General features: G+C 71.2%; 17 protein-coding genes. 12 read left to right on the top strand and 5 right to left on the bottom strand.

The genetic code is table 11. From position 1 onward, the window contains the following. Window positions 1-185 precede the first annotated feature (185 nt). Window positions 186-1,442, top strand: coding sequence for a YyaL domain-containing protein (locus AB0N68_RS04100; RefSeq protein WP_259955275.1), 1,257 nt, complete (start codon window positions 186-188; stop codon window positions 1,440-1,442). Between the two features lie 97 nt (window positions 1,443-1,539). On the opposite strand, the gene purQ is transcribed toward AB0N68_RS04100, so the two are convergent. The 3 genes from purQ to AB0N68_RS04085 form a co-directional block, all read right to left on the bottom strand. Further along, window positions 1,540-2,247, bottom strand: coding sequence for a phosphoribosylformylglycinamidine synthase subunit PurQ (purQ, locus tag AB0N68_RS04095; RefSeq protein ID WP_187663069.1), 708 nt, complete (start codon window positions 2,245-2,247; stop codon window positions 1,540-1,542). Further along, entirely contained in the window at window positions 2,244-2,492 is a 249-nt protein-coding gene (gene purS / locus AB0N68_RS04090) for a phosphoribosylformylglycinamidine synthase subunit PurS (protein WP_050304938.1), read from the bottom strand. The genes purQ and purS overlap by 4 nt, the downstream gene beginning before the upstream one ends. A 153-nt stretch (window positions 2,493-2,645) precedes the next feature. Then, a complete protein-coding gene (locus AB0N68_RS04085; RefSeq protein ID WP_292793256.1) occupies window positions 2,646-3,176 on the bottom strand; it encodes an adenine phosphoribosyltransferase in 531 nt (176 codons plus the stop codon). 233 nt (window positions 3,177-3,409) lie between these two features. Here AB0N68_RS04085 and AB0N68_RS04080 point away from each other — a divergent pair, with 233 nt between their 5' ends. The 5 genes from AB0N68_RS04080 to AB0N68_RS04060 all read left to right on the top strand — a co-directional run bounded on the left by AB0N68_RS04080 (window position 3,410) and on the right by AB0N68_RS04060 (window position 9,370). Further along, window positions 3,410-4,726 carry an ABC transporter substrate-binding protein gene (locus tag AB0N68_RS04080; RefSeq protein WP_259952930.1) on the top strand — a complete coding sequence of 439 codons (1,317 nt, stop codon included), beginning with the start codon at window positions 3,410-3,412 and terminating at the stop codon, window positions 4,724-4,726. Between the two features lie 155 nt (window positions 4,727-4,881). After that, window positions 4,882-5,922, top strand: coding sequence for a carbohydrate ABC transporter permease (locus AB0N68_RS04075; protein ID WP_187663072.1), 1,041 nt, complete (start codon window positions 4,882-4,884; stop codon window positions 5,920-5,922). Further along, window positions 5,919-6,809: a carbohydrate ABC transporter permease gene (locus AB0N68_RS04070; RefSeq protein ID WP_259952927.1), complete on the top strand. Its 891-nt coding sequence runs from the start codon at window positions 5,919-5,921 to the stop codon at window positions 6,807-6,809. Before AB0N68_RS04075 ends, AB0N68_RS04070 begins: the two co-directional genes overlap by 4 nt. A gap of 5 nt (window positions 6,810-6,814) precedes the next feature. Beyond that, the gene (locus tag AB0N68_RS04065) at window positions 6,815-8,245 is read left to right on the top strand and encodes a GH1 family beta-glucosidase (RefSeq protein WP_268777721.1); all 1,431 of its coding nucleotides are present in this window, start codon (window positions 6,815-6,817) and stop codon (window positions 8,243-8,245) included. Window positions 8,246-8,374: 129 nt separating this feature from the next. After that, a complete protein-coding gene (locus tag AB0N68_RS04060; protein ID WP_187664081.1) occupies window positions 8,375-9,370 on the top strand; it encodes a LacI family DNA-binding transcriptional regulator in 996 nt (331 codons plus the stop codon). A gap of 82 nt (window positions 9,371-9,452) precedes the next feature. Here the strand turns inward: AB0N68_RS04060 and AB0N68_RS04055 are convergent, their stop codons facing one another. Further along, a complete protein-coding gene (locus AB0N68_RS04055) occupies window positions 9,453-10,262 on the bottom strand; it encodes a M57 family metalloprotease (RefSeq protein ID WP_187663075.1) in 810 nt (269 codons plus the stop codon). 471 nt (window positions 10,263-10,733) lie between these two features. Between AB0N68_RS04055 and AB0N68_RS04050 the strand changes: the two genes are divergently transcribed. After that, entirely contained in the window at window positions 10,734-11,405 is a 672-nt protein-coding gene (locus AB0N68_RS04050) for a TetR/AcrR family transcriptional regulator (protein WP_187663076.1), read from the top strand. A 13-nt stretch (window positions 11,406-11,418) separates the two neighbouring features. Here AB0N68_RS04050 and AB0N68_RS04045 read toward each other — a convergent pair whose 3' ends face one another. Beyond that, on the bottom strand, window positions 11,419-12,075 hold the full coding sequence (locus AB0N68_RS04045; protein ID WP_187663077.1) for a GntR family transcriptional regulator: 657 nt from the start codon (window positions 12,073-12,075) through the stop codon (window positions 11,419-11,421). Window positions 12,076-12,224: 149 nt separating this feature from the next. Between AB0N68_RS04045 and AB0N68_RS04040 the strand changes: the two genes are divergently transcribed. From AB0N68_RS04040 to AB0N68_RS04020, 5 genes are read left to right on the top strand one after another with little or no spacing between them, the layout of a single operon-like run. Next, window positions 12,225-13,502 (top strand): NRAMP family divalent metal transporter, encoded by a 1,278-nt coding sequence (locus AB0N68_RS04040; RefSeq protein ID WP_259952916.1) that lies wholly within the window; start codon window positions 12,225-12,227, stop codon window positions 13,500-13,502. 1 nt (window position 13,503) lies between these two features. Then, window positions 13,504-14,268, top strand: coding sequence for a LamB/YcsF family protein (locus AB0N68_RS04035; protein ID WP_187663079.1), 765 nt, complete (start codon window positions 13,504-13,506; stop codon window positions 14,266-14,268). A gap of 1 nt (window position 14,269) precedes the next feature. Beyond that, complete coding sequence (locus AB0N68_RS04030) at window positions 14,270-15,070, top strand: putative hydro-lyase (RefSeq protein WP_280565194.1); 801 nt, start codon at window positions 14,270-14,272, stop codon at window positions 15,068-15,070. Further along, entirely contained in the window at window positions 15,070-16,623 is a 1,554-nt protein-coding gene (locus AB0N68_RS04025) for a 5-oxoprolinase subunit B/C family protein (protein WP_280565191.1), read from the top strand. Before AB0N68_RS04030 ends, AB0N68_RS04025 begins: the two co-directional genes overlap by 1 nt. Beyond that, window positions 16,620-18,335, top strand: a complete 1,716-nt coding sequence (locus tag AB0N68_RS04020) for an acetyl/propionyl/methylcrotonyl-CoA carboxylase subunit alpha (protein WP_292793283.1) — start codon at window positions 16,620-16,622, stop codon at window positions 18,333-18,335. The genes AB0N68_RS04025 and AB0N68_RS04020 overlap by 4 nt, the downstream gene beginning before the upstream one ends. Window positions 18,336-18,461: the final 126 nt, after the last annotated feature.

Below are 18,461 nucleotides of genomic sequence, written 5' to 3'. Positions count from 1 at the left end.
GGAGGACCATCGTGCGCCTCGCGCTCCGGGTCCGGCAAACACCTTGCACGCGTCCGGTCGCTTTGGTACACGCGCATGTGGCCGAAAGACACTTCCCCTCGAGCCTCCTGTCATGACAGGGTGGCGAACATCCCCCCGTGTCGCTCGCGGCATGTCCCCGGGGGTCCTGCCGTCGAGAGGTCGTGATGTCCGCTTCCGCCCGCCGATCCGCGCCCTGGGCGGTCGTCGCCGCCCTCGTCGTCGGCGCCGTGCTCGTCGGTGCCGCCCCCGCCGTGTCCGATGCGTTCGGCACGCGCGTGCAGCCCCCGGCCGACCCGGTGAACGACCCCGCCGCTTCGGTCGCGCTCGCCTACGAGTTCCTCGACGCCCGGGTCGACGAGTTCTGCGATGGCGAGGGCCGGTGCCTGCCGCGCAGCTACGAGGGCGGATTCTTCACCACGCCGTCCTGGGACTTCACGCCCTCTTTCGTCTACGACGACGCCCTTGTCGTCATCGCCTACACCGCCCGCGGTCTGCCGGACGACCTGCGCCGCGCGCAAGCTGTCGCGGACACCCTCCTCTTCGTGCAGGAGAACGACCCGGTCGCCGACGGCCGCGTCCGCACCTCGTACGAGCCGCACGGCATCCGTCAGGGCCGGATGGAGATCACCGGACCCGGCACCTTCACCGGCAACCAGGCCTGGGTGGGTATGGCGCTCGCCCGCCTCTTCCACGCCACCGGCGAGACGCGGTATCTCGACGGCGCGGTGCGCATCGCGGAGTGGATCCAGGACAACACCGCCGACATGACCCGCGCGCCCTACGGCTACACCGGTGGGCAGACCGATGCCGGGGTGCCGCTGGAGTGGAAGTCCACCGAGCACAACAGCGACATCGCCGGGTTCTTCACGCAGCTCGCCCAGCTCACGGGCGACGCGGTGTGGGCGGAGCGGGCGGCGGTGGCCGCAGGCTTCGTCGCGGCGATGCAGAGCGCCGACGGGCACGTGGACACCGGGACACTGCTGGACGGCAGCACGATCAACACCCGCCCGATCCCGCTCGACGCGCAGACGTGGAGCCTCCTCGGCACCGGGGACGCCCGGTACGGAGCGGCCGTCGACTGGACGCTCGCGCACCTCGTGGCCCAGGACGGTCCCTACCGAGGCCCGTCGATCAGTGACGTGGACGTGTCCAAGGTCTGGTTCGAGGGGAGCGGACACCTCGCCCTCGCGCTGCAAGAACGCGGGGCCCCTGGTGACCAGGCGCGCGCGGAGGAGCTGCTGGCCGACATCCGACTGGTGCAGCGCGACGCGGCGAACGGCGACGGCAAGGGCATCGTGGCGACTTCGACCGACGGACTCGACTCCGGCTTCGGCGACCTCTACTACGCGAGCCTGCACACCGGCACGACGGCCTGGTACCTGCTCGCGGCCGTGGGCGACAACCCCTTCCGTCTCCCCTGACCTCGTCCGTCGACCCGGCCCCTTGCGGTCGACCCGGCCTCGTCAGTGCGCCCGCAAAGGGGTGGGACGCACGCAGAGGGGAGGGTCGACGGAGGGGTCAGGCGGCGACGCGGGCGACGGCGGCGATCGCGCTCGTGAAGAAGTCGAGACCGTCCACCCCGCTGCGCATCGCGACGGCGGTGTCCGGACCGAAACCGGGCTCCGTGGCGTGCTCGGGGTGCGGCATCAGTCCCACGACGTTGCCGGCCTCGTTCGTCAGCCCCGCGATGTCGCGCAGGGAGCCGTTCGGGTTCACGCCGGCATAGCGGAACGCCACGAGACCCTCGCCCTCGATGCGGTCGAGCGTCTGCTCGTCGGCGATGTAGCCGCCGTCCGCGTTCTTCAGCGGGATGATGATCTCCTGGCCGGTGCGGAAGGCGTTGGTCCACGCGGTGTCGGCGTTCTCGACCGTGAGCTTCTGGTCGCGGCGGACGAAGTGCTGGTGCCCGTTGCGGATCAGGCCGCCGGGGAGCAGGTGCGCCTCGACGAGCATCTGGAAGCCGTTGCAGATGCCGAGGACGGGCATGCCCTTCGCGGCAGCGTCCTTGACCTCGCTCATGATGGGCGAGAGCGCGGCGATGGCGCCGGCGCGCAGGTAGTCGCCGTAGCTGAAACCGCCGGGGAGGACGAGGGCGTCGACGCCCTCGAGGTCGTGCGAGCCGTGCCACAGGGCGACCGGCTCGGCTCCCGCGATGCGGACGGCGCGCTGCGCGTCGACGTCGTCCAGCGAGCCGGGGAAGGTGACGACGCCGATGCGGACGGTCACTCCGCCACCTCGACGCCCACGACGTCTTCGATCACGGAGTTCGACAGGACCTCGTCGGCGAGGCGACGGGCCTCGGCGAGGACCTCGTCGGTGACCTCGCCCTCGACCGTGAGCTCGAAGCGCTTGCCGATGCGGACGTCGGTGAAGCCCTCGACGCCGAGGCGGGCGAAGGCGCCGGAGACGGCCTTGCCCTGCGGGTCGAGCAGTTCGGGCTTGGGCATGACGTCGACGACGATGGTGGGCATGACGGCTCCAAGAGTCGCGGGCGGACGGGCGGTTTCAGTCTACCGGCTCGCCGATGCTCCGCCGAGACCCCGGGCTCCCGTCCAGACCCCGCCCTGCGCCCGCCGCTACATCGGGGTGTCGGCGGGAAACCGGGGTCTCGGCGTCAGAGGGGGTCAGGAGTGGAAGACGGTGTGGAGGTCGCCGATCGCCTCGCGGCCGCCGAGGCCGTCGATCTCGAAGAGCACCGAGATGCCGGCGACGTGGCTGCCGAGGCGCTCGACGAGCTCGCGACCGGCGGCCAGGGTGCCCCCGGTCGCGAGCACGTCGTCGATGAGGAGGACGCGGGAGCCCGCGGGCAGATCGTCGTGCATCTCGATGGTCGCGGTGCCGTATTCGAGGGCGTAGTCGACGGACGCCGCGGGCCGGGGGAGTTTGCCGGCCTTGCGGATCGGGATCAGTCCGACGCCTGCGGCGATGGCGGCCGCCCCGGCGAGGATGAAGCCGCGAGCCTCGATGCCGGCCACCACGTCGAACCGCCCCGCGAAGGGCTCGATGATCGCCTCGGTCGTCACGCGGAGGGCCTCGGCGTCGGCGAGGAGCGGCGTGATGTCGCGGAAGATGATGCCGGGCTCCGGGTAGTCCGGGATGCTGCGGATCAGGGATTCGGCGCGGGTGAGGGCGGGGGAGAGGGTGGCTTCGGGCACCGGACAAGGGTACGCCGCGTTCACAACTCCGGAGAATCCGTGGGCTCCGGGCCGATAGCGCTCGAACGGCGGCATCGGATCCGGATTCTCCTGAGTTGTGAACGGGGACCGGCGGGCACCCGGCACCCTTGACATCGTGGGAGCGCTCCCATAGAGTTCACGGAAGTTCGTGGGAGCGCTCCCACGACTCACCCACGCACCACCACCCGCACGAACCCACAAAGGAGTGAACCGTGAACTCACGTGCCCGCACCCGGATCCTGGCGACAGCCGCCGTGGCATCCGTCTCCGCTCTCGCCCTGGCCGGCTGCTCCGGCAGCACCGGCGGCGACGGCGACACCGGCGGCAGCGCCGACGAGAAGGTCACACTGACCGTCACCACCTTCGGCACCTTCGGCTACGACGACCTCTACGAGGAGTACGAGAAGGCGCACCCGAACGTGACGATCGAGGCCACCAACATCGACACCGGCGGCAACGCCCGCACCGACGCCTTCACCAAGATCGCCGCCGGCTCCGGCCTCAGCGACATCGTCGCGATCGAGGAGGGCTGGCTCGGCGCCATCATGGACGTCTCCGACACCTTCGTTGACCTGCGCGACTACGGCATCGAGGACCGCAAGGACGACTGGGTCGACTGGAAGTACGGTCAGGCCACCGACGCCGAGGGCCGCGTCATCGGCTACGGCACCGACATCGGCCCGAGCGGCATCTGCTACAACGGCGCCGCCTTCGAGGCCGCCGGCCTGCCCAGCGACCGCGAGTCCGTCGCCGAACTGCTCAACGGCGACTGGGAGAACTACTTCCAGGTCGGTGCCGACTACACCGAGAAGACCGGCAAGGCCTGGTACGACCACTCCGGCTTCGTCTGGAACGCCATGGTCAACCAGCTCGACGAGGGCTACTACACCGCCGACGGTGAGCTGAACGTCGAGGGCAACGACGAGCTCCAGGAGCGCTTCGAGCTCCTCGGCGCCGCGACCGAGGGCGGTCAGTCCGCAGCGCAGACCGCGTGGGACTGGAACGGCGGCAAGTCGTTCGTCGACGGCACCTTCGCCACCTTCGTCTGCCCCGGCTGGATGCTCGGCGTCGTGCAGGGTCAGGTCGAGGCCGGCGGCGGCGACGCGTCGACCGGCTGGGACTTCGCGGACGTGTTCCCCGGCGGCGCGGCCAACTGGGGCGGCGCGTTCCTGTCGATCCCGGAGTCCTCGGAGCACAAGGAGGCCGCGGCCGAGCTCGCCGACTGGCTGACGCAGCCCGAGCAGCAGGTGAAGCAGTCCGCCGCCGCGGGCAACTTCCCCTCGACCATCAAGGCGCAGGAGTCCCTCGCCGACGAAGCCACGCCCAACGCGTTCTTCAACGACGCGCCGACCGGCGCCATCCTCGCCGAGCGTGCCAAGGGCGTCGTCGCGCAGTTCAAGGGCGCCGACGACTCGGTGATCCAGGAGAACGTCTTCGGCCCGGCGCTGAGCGCACTCGACCGCGGTGAGACCGACACGCAGGGCGCCTGGGACCAGGCGATCGGCCTGCTGAACGACCTCGTCGGCTGATCATCTCGCTTCGACAGGCTCAGCGACCCAGAGTGGACGCCCAGCGCCCCGAGTGGACGCCCAGCGCCCCCGAGTGGACGCCCAGCGCCCCGAGTGGACGCCCAGCGCCCCGAGTGGGTGGCTGAGCCTGTCGAAGCCCGGCAAAGGACACGCCCATGACCCTCACCGCCCCGCCGGCGGAGCCGCAGGCCGCCGCCCCCGTGGCGGCGGACGCTCCGCCGCGACGCTCCTGGCGCACCCGCGTCTCCCGTTTCGACCACCGCGCCTCTCCGTACTTCTACATCTCCCCGTTCTTCCTCCTCTTCGGGCTCATCGGCCTCTTCCCGCTGCTGTACACGGTGTGGGTCGCGGTGCACGAGTGGGATCTGTTGAAGGGGGAGGGGCCGTTCGTCGGCTTCGGCAACTTCGCGGCGATCCTCGGCGACGGCATGTTCTGGAACTCCATCCGGAACACGCTGAGCATCTTCCTGCTCTCCGCCATCCCGCAGCTCGCCGTCGCCCTGGTGATCGCGTACCTGCTGGACCGCGGACTGCGGACGCCGACGTTCTGGCGGATGAGCGTCCTCATCCCCTTCGTGGTGACGCCGGTCGCCGTGGCGATCATCTTCTCGAGCATCTTCAACGAGGCGGACGGGCTGGCCAACAACCTCCTCAACCTCGTCGGCATCGCCGATCAGCAGTGGAAGCACGACACATTCCTGTCGCACATCGCGATCGCCGTCATGGTGAACTTCCGCTGGACCGGCTACAACGCCCTCATCCTCCTCGCCGCGATGCAGGCCGTGCCGCGCGACCTCTACGAATCGGCCGCACTGGACGGTGCCGGGGCTGTGCGGCGGTTCTTCGCCATCACGATCCCCACCATCCGTCCGACGCTGATCTTCGTCATCATCACGGCGACCATCGGCGGCCTGCAGATCTTCGCCGAACCGCGTCTGTTCGACGTCTCCACCGCGGGCGGCATCGGCGGCAGCGATCGGCAGTTCCAGACCACGGTGCTGTTCCTCTGGGAGCTGGCGTTCTTCCGCCGGAACCTCGGCGAGGCCTCGGCCGTCGCGATCCTGCTGTTCCTCCTCATCGTCGCGATCGGCCTCATCAACTTCCTGATCTCCCGGCGCATCGCCACCGGAGACGCCCCGAAGAACCGCGCGGCCCGACGCCGCATCCGCCCGACCGGAAAGGAGGAGGCGCGATGACCGCCACCCAGGCCCTCAGCGTGCCGGAGCGGATCCGCCGCCGGCGCGGCGCCGCGAGCGGGAGCGCCGGCCTCGGCAGCCGCCCCGGCTTCCTCACCTACGGGCTCCTCGCGGCCTTCGTCATCGGCGGCGCCTACCCGCTGTGGTGGTCGTTCGTCGTGGCGAGCGGGACCAACGCGACCCGCGGTGAGACCCTGCCCCTCATCCCCGGCGGCAACTTCCTCGCGAACGCGGCGAAGGTGTTCGATGCGATCCCGTTCTGGCTCGCGCTCGGCAACTCGTTCCTCATCTCGACGATCATCACGATCTCCGTCGTCACGTTCTCGACCCTCGCCGGCTATGCGTTCGCGAAGCTGCGCTTCCGCGGGCGGGACGGCCTCATGGTGTTCGTGATCGCGACCATGGCCATCCCCACGCAGCTCGGCATCATCCCGCTGTTCATGCTCATGCGCGAGCTCGGCTGGACGGGGACGATCGGCGCGGTGATTGTCCCGACCCTCGTGACGGCGTTCGGGGTGTTCTTCATGCGGCAGTACCTCGTGGACGTCATCCCGGACGAGCTCATCGAGGCCGCCAGGGTCGACGGCGCGAACCAGTTCCGCACGTTCCTCACCGTCGGGGTGCCCGCGGCGCGGCCGGCCATGGCGATCCTCGGACTGTTCACGTTCATGACCGCCTGGACCGACTACCTCTGGCCCCTGATCGTGCTCTCCCCCCAGAACCCGACGCTGCAGACGGCGCTCAGCCAGCTGCAGTCCGGCTATTACATCGACTACTCGATCGTGCTCACCGGCGCGGTGCTCGCGACCCTTCCGCTCCTCGTGCTCTTCGTGATCGCGGGGCGGCAGCTGGTCAGTGGCATCATGGCGGGCGCGGTGAAAGGATGACCCCTATGACGCGTGCCTTCCCCTCGGACTTCCTCTTCGGCGCGGCGACCGCGGCCTACCAGATCGAGGGCGCCGCCTTCGAGGACGGACGGACGGCATCCATCTGGGACGCCTTCTGCCGGGTGCCCGGGGCCGTGGTCGGCGGCGACGACGGGGATGTGGCGTGCGACCACTACCATCGGTATCCGCAGGACGTCGCGCTGATGAAGCAGCTCGGGCTGCAGACCTACCGCTTCTCCACCTCGTGGTCGCGGGTGCGCCCGGACGGCGGCGCGGTCAACCAGGCGGGGGTCGACTTCTACAGCCGTCTGGTCGATGAGCTCCTCGCGGCCGATATCCTGCCCTGGCTCACGCTCTACCACTGGGACATGCCGCAGGCCCTCCAGGAGGTCGGCGGCTGGACGAACCGTGACGCCGTCGACCGCTTCCTGGAGTACGCGGGCACCATGCACGACGCCCTCGGCGACCGCGTGAACGTGTGGACGACCCTCAACGAGCCGTGGTGCTCGTCCTTCCTCTCCTACACCGGGGGCGAGCACGCCCCGGGGCACACGAGCATCGCCGAGGGACTGCTGGCCTCGCACCACCTGCTCCTCGCGCACGGTGCGACGGTGCGCGAGCTCCGCGGTCGCGATGCCTCCCTCAACCTCGGCATCACGCTGAACCACACGGTCGCCGATCCCGCCGACCCGCAGAACCCCGCGGACGTGGACGCCGCCCGGCGGCTGGACGGCCAGTTCAACCGCTGGTTCCTCGACCCCATCTACCGCGGCGCGTATCCCGTCGACACCGTGGAGGACATCCGCGCGGTGGACCCCGACGCGGTCGCGCGGTTCGAGGCGGCGGTGCACGAGGGCGACCTCGACACGATCGCGCAGCCCATCGACACGCAGGGCGTGAACTACTACCACGGCGACCTCGTGTCCGGCACGGGGCCCGACGACGCCCCGGTCTCCAGCGGCCCGGAGACGGCACACGTGACCCGGAGCCCGTACCCCTCGCACGAGGGCATCCACGCGGTCGAGCGCGGGCTGCCCCGCACCGCCCAGGGCTGGGAGGTCCAGCCGGAGGGACTCACGCGACTGCTGCAGCGGTTGTGGACCGAGTACGCCGAGCCCGCGGGAGTCGTGCTCTCGGTGACGGAGAACGGCGCGGCCTATGACGACACGGTCGTGGTGGCGGACGGGGAGACCCGGGTGCCCGATGCCGACCGCACCGCGTTCCTGCGCGCGCACCTCGACGCCGTGCTGGACGCCAGGGACAGCGGTGTGGACGTGCGCGGCTACTTCTACTGGTCCCTGTTCGACAACTTCGAGTGGGCGTGGGGGTACGACAAGCGCTTCGGGATCGTCCGCGTGGACTACGACACCCAGGAGCGGACGGTCAAGGATTCCGGCCGCGAGTACGCCCGGATCATCGCCGCGCGCTCCCTCTGACCCGTTCGAATCGCCCGATTGGCTCCATCCGCGGCCGAGATGGGACCAATCGGGCGATTCGAAGCGGGGATTTTCACGGGCGAGGGTCCGGGTGGATGAGAATGGGGCGATGGAAGAGAGCAAGCGATGATGTCGCCCCGGGCGACCATCGAGGAGGTCGCGACGGCCGCCGGCGTGTCCCGGTCGACCGTGTCGCGGGTCGTCAACGGGTCGACGGCGGTCAGCCCGGAAGCGCTCGCCGCCGTGCGCGCCGCGATCGACGAGCTCAACTACGTGCCGAACCGGGCCGCGCGCTCCCTCGCCTCCCGGCAGACGCACGCGATCGCCCTCATCGTCCCCGAGGACACGTCGCGCTTCTTCGGCGACCCGTTCTTCGCAGCGATCGTGGCCGGCATCACCGGCGCCCTCCGCAGCTCCGACTACCTCCTGAACCTGCTGATCGCGAGCGACGACCCCGGCGACAAGATGACCAGCTTCGTGCGCAACGGCGGCGTCGACGGTGCTCTCATCGTGTCGCACCACACGAGTGACGCCTTCGTCGACCGGATCGCCGACGCGGTCCCCGTCGTCTACGGCGGCCGCCCGGTGCGCCGCGCCGAGGGGGACTACGTGGTCGACGTCGACAACGTCGCGGGAGCGCGCGAAGCCACGCAGCGCCTCGTCGACATCGGACGCACCCGCATCGCCACGATCTCCGGCCCGCTCACGATGCCCTCGTCGACCGACCGCGTGCAGGGGTTCCGCGCCGCGCTCGCCGCCGCCGGTCTCACCCCCTTCGCGGAGGAGGAGGGCGACTACAGCGAGGCGAGCGGAGCCGACGCCGCCCGCCGGCTGCTCGCGGAAGGGCGGCCGGACGCGATCTTCGTCGCCAGCGACCTCATGGCCCGAGGGGCGCTGACGGCGCTGCGGGGCGCCGGGGTGCGGGTGCCCGAGGACATCGCGCTCGTCGGCTTCGACGACTCGTCGGTGGCGCTGACCACCGATCCGCCGCTGACGACCATGCGCCAGCCCATGTACGCCCAGGGCGAGGCGATGACGCAGGTGCTGCTCTCCCGGCTCGCGGGAGAGGATCCGCCGCGAACCACGATCCTGCCGACGGAGCTCGTCGTCCGCGGTTCCGCCTGAGCCGCGTCGACCCCGGACACGGGTGAGGCCCGATCGCGGACGACCGGGCCTCGGTGGTGCCGGAGCGAGTCCGACGAGAGGGTCAGTTCCCGTAGAGGGAGACGACCCCGGTGCGGTCGGCGGTGGTCATCGAGAGGTCGTCCGAGCTGCCGTTGCACTGCGGGTAGTGCATGATCGACGACGAGTCGTACGGGGTGAGCGGACGCCAGTTGTTGTCCTCGAAGCAGGTGCCGGCCTCCGGACGGGTGTGCTCGTGGCGGAAGCCGAGCACGTGGCCGAGCTCATGGCCGAGCACGTTCGTCGGCGTCCACGCTCCGGCGCTCCAGATCGAGTCGTCGATGAGCACGTTCTGCTGCCGGGCCGGCGTGCTGGGGAAGAACGCACGGGCGATGTACTGCGTCGTGGCCACCGGCTCGACGGAGAACACGACGGCGTTGTTCCGCGTGGTGCAGTTGGCGTCCGCGCTGCTCACGTACCGGAAGTCGATCTTCGAGGACGCGGACTCCCAGAGCGCGGCGCCGCCCTCCATCGCCCGGACGACGTCGGCGTGACGGCTGCCGAACTTCGTGCTCACGCAGTAGGTGAGGTTGGCCACCTGCGACGCCGACCACTTGTCGTCGATGTTGTTGACCGTGTTGACGATGAGGCCGTCGTTGCGGGTCTCGGGGCCGATCAGCCGGTCGTAGAAGGCGCGCAGCTCCTTCTTTCCGGAGATCACCTCGTCGCCGTTGACGACGTAGGCGCCGTCCACGTCCCGATAGGTGGACGACGCGAACTCCTGGTACGAGGGCGCGGAGTCGTCGGGCGACGCGGCCGTGGCGGGGATGACCGCGCTGAGGCTGAGCGCGGCCGCCGCGGTGGCGGCGAGCGCGAGTTTCTTGGTGAATCGCATGGAAGATCCTCTTCGATCTGAGCGGTGCCGCGCGTCCGGTGGGCGAGCGGTCTCCGGTCCGGACGGTGAGCATCGCTGCCACCGAGGGGCCGAAGCCCGCTCACGCTAACCGCGCCGTTTCGACGGGGTCAAGGCGCGACACGGCCCGTCGTGCGCTTTCTGCACTCAGGTCAGGAATCTGCCCGATGGGCCACCGTCGAAGGTCCCGTCGGCGCTCGGCCGGACGTCGGCACCGGTGGTCGACGCCCGGGCCTGGTCCTCGGTCCGTCGTCGTATGCCGGAGGTCGAGGAGGGCCACGGACGCATCTCCGCCTCCCCCTCCATCGGCTGGAGACGCGTCCGTGGCTGCTGCGGCGAACCCCCGCGCCGCGAGTGCTCGCACCCTCCATAGGTTGAACGAGCATTCAGTGATTAATCTATCCCGAGACGGCCCGTGAGGGAATTCCGCCGGACCCGAAAGGTGGATGCCGTATGGCGCGATCGGATGAGCAGAATCGTCTGGCCCGCGAACGCGCCAGGGAGAACATCCTCCAGGCGGCGATCGAGGTCTTCAGCGAGCGTGGCGTCGCCGGGGCGGGCATCGCGGAGATCACCCGTCGCGCCGGAGTGGCGCAGGGGCTGGTGAACTATCACTTCGGCGGCAAGGACCAGCTCGTCGCCGCGGTGATCGACCGCTGGTTCGAGACGGTCCTGGCCTTCGCGCAGGTCGAGGGCACGCCCGACGAGATGCTCGCCGCCATCATCGACGGGGCGATCGGTGCGACGGCCTTCGCGATGCCCTTGCAGCGTGCGGTGCTCGCCATGCAGCAGCAGCCGCTGACGCATCGCCTGTTCGCGGAATCGGAGCAGCGCTATGCCGAAGGCGCGACGGCCGCGGAGGACGCCGTGCGCGCCGTCTTCCGCGCCCGAGGTGCCGAGGACCCGGCCCTGGAGGAGGTCATGCTCCGCAGCACCCTGGAGGGGGTGTTCGTGAAGTACTGCGTCTTCGGCGACACCTATCCGCTCGAGGATGCGCGGCGCTGGCTGCACCGGCGGTACGGGCTCCCGGAGCCGGACGCTGCGCTGCCGGGCGTGCCGGCGTCATACCGGGGCGAGGAGCCCCGCCCCCGCGCGACAGCGGCGCTGCGGACCGACGCGACCTGAGCCGCGGCGCCGCTCAGCCGAGCTGCATCCGCGCGAACGCGCCGAGCACGACCCGCTCCGACTGCACGAGGTACCGCTCCAGCTCCGCCGCTCCGGCCTCGGCACCGCGGGTCAGGAAGGTGTCGAGCACGGCGCGGTTCTTCCGGACGAACGGCTCGTGCAGGGCGCGGGGGTCGTCGATCTTGAGGAACGCGAGGCGCAGCTCCGCCGCGACGTTCCGGTAGGTGCGGGCGAGGCGCGGGCTGTCGGCGAGGTCGACCAGCGCGACGTGGAACGCCATGTTGGCACTGCCGACCGCGCGCCAGGCGGACGTGTCGTCGGGGGAGACCCCGGCCACGGCGGCCTCGGCCGCGGCGACCGCGTCGGTCATGCGCTGGACGGCGGGATGCTCCGGTTCGGACTGCCGGAGAGCCGTGCACTCGATGACCCGGCGAGCCCGGTAGATGTCGATGACGTCGGCGATCGAGGGTGAGGCCACGGAGACGCCGCGGTGCGGGATGTGCTCGACGAGTCCCTGTTCCGCGAGCACCCGGAACGCCTCGCGCAGGGTGTTGCGGGACACGTCGAAGCTCTCCGACAGCGCCGACTCGGACAGCCGGGAGCCCGGGGCGACGTCGCCGTCGATGATGCGCTGACGGAGCACGTCGGCGAGCGGGCCCTGCTGGTTCATGCCTTCATCGTAGGGGCCGTCTCCGAGCGATGATCACACGAAAGCAACCGCGCTGTAGCACGACGGAAACATGATTGTTGAACAATCTGGTTCTGTCCGTTCTACACTGGGGGTCACCCGACACCCACCAACGACGATGGGACCCCCCTATGTCCGAGCAGTCCGCCCCCGCCCTCACCCCCGAGGACGAAGCCCGCGCCGCCCACGCGAAGAAGCGCGCCGGCCGCAGTGCCGTCATCGGCGCCATCTTCCTCATGGCCACGAGCGCCATCGGTCCGGGGTTCATCACCCAGACCGCGACGTTCACCGCCCAGATGGGAGCCGCCTTCGCGTTCGCCATCCTCGTGTCGATCCTCGTCGACATCGCGGTGCAGCTGAACATCTGGCGCATGATCACCTCGTCCGGCAAGCGCGCCGGCGAGCTCGCCAACAGCGCCATCCCCTTCTCCGGCCATGTGATCGCCGTGCTCGTCGTCATCGGCGGGCTCGCGTTCAACATCGGCAACATCGCCGGTGGCGGCCTCGGCCTCAACGCGCTGCTCGGGATCGACCCGAAGATCGGCGGCGCGCTCACCGCGGCCCTCGCCATCATCATCTTCCTCGTGAAGAAGGCCGGGAAGGTGATGGACATCGTGCTCATCGTCCTGGGCATCGCGATGATCGTGATGACGCTCGTCGTCGCGTTCATCGCCCAGCCGCCGGTCGGCGACGCCCTGCGCCAGACCTTCGTGCCCGACCAGCTCAACTTCGCCACCATCACCACGATCGTCGGCGGCACGGTCGGCGGCTACATCACCTACTCCGGTGCGCACCGCTACCTCGACTCCGGCCACGTGGGCCCGCAGTACGCGAAGCCCGTCATGCGGGCCGCCGCCAACGGCATCATCGTGACCGGCATCATGCGCTACGTGCTGTTCCTCGCGATCCTCGGCGTGGTCGCCTCCGGCGTGGCGCTCGACCTCTCCTCGCAGGCCGCCAACCCGGCCGGCCAGGCGTTCGGCGCGGTGCTCGGCGACGCGGGTCTGCGGATCTTCGGCGCGATCTTCTGGGCCGCCGCGATCAGCTCGGTCATCGGTGCCGCCTACACCTCGGCGACCTTCCTCTCGACGTTCACCGCCAAGCTCCGCGGCGGCTGGCCGCTGCAGCTCGCCACGGTCGCGTTCATCGTCGTCTCCCTCGGCGTCTACCTCGCGATCGGCACGGCCCCGGCCGCGATCCTCGTGTTCGTCGGCGGCTTCAACGGCCTGATCCTGCCCATCGGCCTGACGGTGTTCATGTACATCGGCTGGTTCCGCCGCGACCTCCTCGGCGACCGGAAGTACCCGATGTGGCTGCTCATCGCGGGCACCGTCGTGACCGCGCTCACCTGGTACATGGGCGCCGTCTCGATCGGCCCCATCTTCGCCTTCCTCGGAATCGGAGCATGACATGGCGACCATCGACCTGAACTCGGACCTCGGCGAGAACGTCCCCGACCGGATCGTCAGCGACGACGCGAGCATGCTCGAGATCGTCACGAGTGCGAACGTGTCGTGCGGATTCCACGCCGGGAGCCCGGAGGGCATCCGCGAGACCCTCGCGGCGGCGGTCGCCGGCGGCGTCGTGATCGGTGCGCACCCCGGGTACCGCGACTACGAGAACTTCGGGCGCACGAAGGTCGACATCGACTCGGCCACGCTGCAGGCACATGTCGAGTACCAGCTCGGTGCCCTCCTCGGGCTCACCGCGGCGGTCGGCGGGCGGGTCTCCTACGTCAAGCCGCACGGGGCGCTCTACAACACCATCGCCCGCGACGAGCGGCAGTCGAAGGACGTGGTGGCGGCCATCACGGCGATCGACCCCTCGCTCGTGCTGCTCGGTCTCGCCGGCGGCGTCGTGCTCGACGTCGCCGAACGGGCGGGGCTCGCAGTCGCGGCGGAGGCCTTCGCCGATCGCGCCTATCAGCCGGACGGTCAGCTCGTCTCGCGCACCGAGGAGGGGGCCGTGCTGCACGACCCCACCGCGGTGGCGGAGCGGATGGTGCGCCTGGCCGCGGAGGGCGTGATCCGGGCGATCGACGGCACCGACGTCGCCGTGTCCGCGCAGTCGATCTGCGTGCACGGCGACAGCCCGGGATCCGTCGCGATGGCCGCGGAGACGAAGCGGCTGCTGCAGGCGGAGGGCATCACCATCGCCCCGTTCGCCGGAGTCTGACATGGCGGTGCTCGCGACTCCCGCCCAGCTCGCCGACGCCCGGGCCGCCCGTGCGGCGCACCGCGCCGGTCACGCCGCGCCTACCAGCGGCGTCGCCCCGGGGCTGACCCAGGCGAACCTCATCGCCGTGCCCGCGGACTGGGCCTTCGAGACCCTCCTCTATGCGCAGCGCAACCCGAAGCCCTGCCCCGTCCTCGAGGTGATCGAGCAAGGCGAGGTGGAGTCGCGGCTCGCGCCGGGCAGCGACATCCGCACCGACATCGGGCGCTACCGCATCTGGCGGGACGGCGAGCTCGTCGAGGAGGTGTCCGACGCGACGGCGGCGTGGGCCGAGCATCCCGACCTCGTCGCGTTCCTCATCGGCTGCAGCTTCACGTTCGAGACGGGGCTCGTCGAGGCCGGGATCCCGATCCGTCATCAGGAGCTCGGACGCAACGTGCCGATGTACCGCACGGCGGTGGACTGCACGCCGGCCGGGCGCCTCCGCGGCGAGATGGTGGTCTCGATGCGTCCGATCCCCGCGGACCGCGTGGCCGACGCCGTGCAGATCTCCGGGCGCACCCCTGCTGTGCACGGCGCGCCGGTGCACATCGGCGATCCGGCGTCGCTCGGCATCGCCGATGTGATGGAGCCCGACTTCGGCGACGCCCCCGAGATCCGCCCCGGCGAGATCCCCGTGTTCTGGGCGTGCGGTGTGACCCCGCAGGCGGCGATCATGGCGTCGAAGCCGCCGTTCGCCGTCACCCACGCTCCCGGATACATGTTCGTCACCGATGTTCCGGATGCGGAGTACCGGGTCTGATGCGCATCCTCACGGCCTCCGACAGCGCGCTGCTCGTCGAGGCGGACGACCTCGAGCAGGCCATGCGGCTGAATCTGGCGTGGAGCGACATGCCCGGTGTGCTCGAGCGCATCCCCGGCGCCCGCACCGTGCTCGTGCGGTTCGATCCGCACCGCACCTCGGCCGCCGCGCTCGCGGAGGCGCTCGCCGCGACCGAGGTCGACGCGGCGGCCCTGCCCGATGCGGGGGAGGTCAGCATCCCGGTCCGCTACGACGGGGAGGATCTCGACGAGGCCGCCGCGCTCCTCGACGTCTCGGCGGAGGAGCTGGTGGCTCGTCACCTCGCCGCGGACTGGAGAGTGGCCTTCTCGGGTTTCGCTCCCGGCTTCGGCTACGCCGTGAGCGGCGACCCCCTCTTCGACGTGCCGCGGCGGTCGTCGCCGCGCACCCGGGTGCCCGCCGGCTCCGTCGCGCTCGCCGGGGCGTTCAGTGGCGTGTATCCGCGGGAGAGCCCGGGCGGCTGGCAGCTCATCGGCCGGACCGCCCTGGAGATGTGGGACATCGACCGCGACCCGCCGGCCCTGCTCGCGCCGGGTCGACGCGTGCGCTTCGTGCGTGCGGAGCGGGAGACCGTGGCGGCGTCGCCTATGGGGGTGGCCGACGCGACGCGTGTCGACCGCCGTGCGGGCGGTCCGGCGGTCGAGGTCGTGCGATCCTCGCTGCAGCTCCTCGTGCAGGACGCGGGTCGCCCCGGCTTCGCGGCCCTGGGCGTCTCGGCCTCCGGCGTCGCCGATCGTGTCGCGATGCACGCGGCGAACCGGGCGGTGGGCAACACGCCCGCCGCGGCCGTGCTGGAGAGCGTCGGCGGAGCCGTGCTGCGCTTCCACGGTGCGGGAGTGGCCGCGGTCACCGGCGCCACGGGCCCGCTCACGCTCACCGACGCTGATGGCGCCGAGCGCACGCTCCTCCCCGGGGTGCCCTTCGCGACCGTCGACGGCGATGAGCTCACGCTGGGCCACCCCGACCGCGGACTCCGGTCCGTGATCGCGGTCCGCGGAGGGCTCGCTCCGGCCGCGGCGCTCGACAGTCGCGCGACCGACACGCTCGCCGGGCTGGGCCCCGCGCCGCTGTCCGTCGGCGACCTCCTCCCGATCGGAGATGCCGCCGTGGCCGCCGTCGAGCCGGATCCGGTGCCGCGCGCGCTTCCCGCGGCCGGGGAGCTGGTCGCGCTCGAGATCACCCTCGGGCCGCGCGACGACTGGTTCACCGCCGCCGGCGTCGACGCGCTCACCGGGCAGGAGTGGACGGTCACGCCGCGCTCGGACCGCGTGGGCATCCGACTGCAGGGCGACGTGCCCCTGGAACGGGCGGTCGGCGGCGAGCTGCCGAGCGAAGGCGCCGTGACCGGGGCCATCCAGGTGCCGCCGGACGGGCAGCCCGTGCTCTTCCTCCCCGATCATCCGCTCACCGGCGGCTACCCCATCATCGGTGCCCTCACCGATCGCAGCCTCGACCTCGCCGCCCAGCTCCCGCCGGGTGTGCGGGTGCGCTTCACCGTCAAGGAGACCTCATGACCTCTGTGCTGATCGCCAACCGCGGCGAGATCGCGGTCCGCGTGATCCGCGCGTGCGCCGAGGCCGGCTACACGTCGGTCGCCGTCTACGCCGACCAGGACGCCGACGCCCTGCACGTGCGGCTCGCAGACGAGGCGATCGGCCTGGGCGGCGACACCGCGGCGACGACGTACCTGTCGGTCGAGGCGCTGATCGACGCGGCCCGCCGCAGCGGTGCCGATGCCGTGCACCCCGGCTACGGCTTCCTCTCCGAGAGTGCCGCGTTCGCGCGAGCCGTCGAGGACGCCGGACTCGTCTGGATCGGACCCTCGCCGGAGAGCATCGACGCACTCGGTGACAAGATGACCGCGCGTCGGATCGCCCAGCGTGTGGGCGCCCCGCTCGCCGCCGGCACGGATCAGCCGTTGTCCGGACCGCAGGAGGCGGTGGCGTTCGCCGAGGAGCACGGCCTCCCGATCGCGATCAAGGCCGCGTTCGGTGGCGGCGGCCGAGGGCTCAAGGTCGTCCGCGAGCTGTCCGAGGTCGCCGACGCGTTCGACGCGGCCACCCGTGAGGCGACCGCGGCATTCGGCCGCGGGGAGTGCTTCGTGGAGCGCTTCCTGGAGAGCCCGCGACACATCGAGGTGCAGGTGCTCGGCGACGGGCGCGGCGGCGTCGTCGTCGTGGGCGACCGCGACTGCTCCATGCAGCGGCGCAACCAGAAGCTCATCGAAGAGGCTCCCGCGCCCGGCCTGACGGAGGCGCAGCGGGCGGCGTTCCATGACGCGGCGCGGGCGATCTGCGCCGAGGTGCAGTACCGCGGCGCGGGCACGGTCGAGTTCCTCCTCGCCGCGGACGGCACGATCTCGTTCCTCGAGGTGAACACCCGGCTGCAGGTCGAGCACCCCGTGACCGAGGAGGTCACCGGGACCGACCTCGTCCGCGAGCAGTTCCGGATCGCGTTCGGCGAGGGGCCGTCCTTCACCGACACCCCGGCTCCGACCGGGCATGCGTTCGAGTTCCGCATCAACGCCGAAGACCCCGGCCGCGGATTCCTGCCCAGCCCCGGACGGGTGGACGCCCTGCGCATCCCCGGCGGACCCGGCGTGCGGTGGGACGGCGGCATCGAGGTCGGCGACACCGTGCAGCCCGCGTTCGACTCGATGATCGCGAAGCTCATCGTGCACGCGGAGACCCGGGACGCGGCGCTCGTGCGGGCGCGTCGAGCGCTGCGGGAGCTCGCCGTCGAGGGTCCGGCGACCGTGATCCCGTTCGACCTCTGCGCCATCGACGACCCCGCGTTCGCGACCGCGACCTTCGCCGTGCACACCCAGTGGATCGAGACCGTGCTGCTCCCGGCGCTGGAGTCGCAGCCGCGCCCCGCGGTCGCCCCGGTCTCCGGACTGCAGCGCTTCCCGGTGGAGATCGACGGCCGCCGCGTGATGCTCGGTCTGCCCGCGGAGCTGCTGGCCGGCATCGGCCGTCCGGCGGGAGAGGCCGCTGCACCCGTGTCTGCGGCGGACCCCTCCGAGCTCCGGGCTCCCGCGCCGGGCACGCTCGTGCGGTGGCTCGTCGACGACGGGGCCGAGGTGGCCGAGGGAGACCCGGTGGCCGTGCTCGACGCGATGAAGATGGAGACGACGGTCACCGCGCACCGCGCCGGCACCCTCACCCCTCGCGCGGACACCGGCGCGACCCTCTCCGCCGACGGCCTCCTCGCCACGATCGCCTGACCCCGGTACCGTCCCGTCCGGGCATGCGGAGTGCGAATACGTCCCTCCCGCGTCCCTCCGACGCCCGTTTTCGATCCCGCTGGCATGGCCCGTCGGGAGTGCGAAAACGCCCCCTCCTCGCGAGAG

This window comes from Microbacterium meiriae (genome assembly GCF_040685015.1).
In the GTDB taxonomy this organism is placed as follows: Bacteria; Actinomycetota; Actinomycetes; order Actinomycetales; family Microbacteriaceae; genus Microbacterium; species Microbacterium meiriae.
This window is presented reverse-complemented; position numbering and strand designations above follow the sequence as displayed.

Coding starts and splice junctions, on each gene's coding strand:
- AB0N68_RS04055 (WP_187663075.1), bottom strand. CDS start 10,262: ATGCGATTCACCAAGAAACTCGCGCTCGCCGCCACCGCGGCGGCCGCG.
- AB0N68_RS04070 (WP_259952927.1), top strand. CDS start 5,919: ATGACCGCCACCCAGGCCCTCAGCGTGCCGGAGCGGATCCGCCGCCGG.
- AB0N68_RS04075 (WP_187663072.1), top strand. CDS start 4,882: ATGACCCTCACCGCCCCGCCGGCGGAGCCGCAGGCCGCCGCCCCCGTG.
- AB0N68_RS04040 (WP_259952916.1), top strand. CDS start 12,225: ATGTCCGAGCAGTCCGCCCCCGCCCTCACCCCCGAGGACGAAGCCCGC.
- AB0N68_RS04065 (WP_268777721.1), top strand. CDS start 6,815: ATGACGCGTGCCTTCCCCTCGGACTTCCTCTTCGGCGCGGCGACCGCG.
- AB0N68_RS04050 (WP_187663076.1), top strand. CDS start 10,734: ATGGCGCGATCGGATGAGCAGAATCGTCTGGCCCGCGAACGCGCCAGG.
- AB0N68_RS04030 (WP_280565194.1), top strand. CDS start 14,270: ATGGCGGTGCTCGCGACTCCCGCCCAGCTCGCCGACGCCCGGGCCGCC.
- AB0N68_RS04100 (WP_259955275.1), top strand. CDS start 186: ATGTCCGCTTCCGCCCGCCGATCCGCGCCCTGGGCGGTCGTCGCCGCC.
- AB0N68_RS04025 (WP_280565191.1), top strand. CDS start 15,070: ATGCGCATCCTCACGGCCTCCGACAGCGCGCTGCTCGTCGAGGCGGAC.
- purS (WP_050304938.1), bottom strand. CDS start 2,492: ATGCCCACCATCGTCGTCGACGTCATGCCCAAGCCCGAACTGCTCGAC.
- AB0N68_RS04045 (WP_187663077.1), bottom strand. CDS start 12,075: ATGAACCAGCAGGGCCCGCTCGCCGACGTGCTCCGTCAGCGCATCATC.
- AB0N68_RS04060 (WP_187664081.1), top strand. CDS start 8,375: ATGTCGCCCCGGGCGACCATCGAGGAGGTCGCGACGGCCGCCGGCGTG.
- AB0N68_RS04035 (WP_187663079.1), top strand. CDS start 13,504: ATGGCGACCATCGACCTGAACTCGGACCTCGGCGAGAACGTCCCCGAC.
- AB0N68_RS04020 (WP_292793283.1), top strand. CDS start 16,620: ATGACCTCTGTGCTGATCGCCAACCGCGGCGAGATCGCGGTCCGCGTG.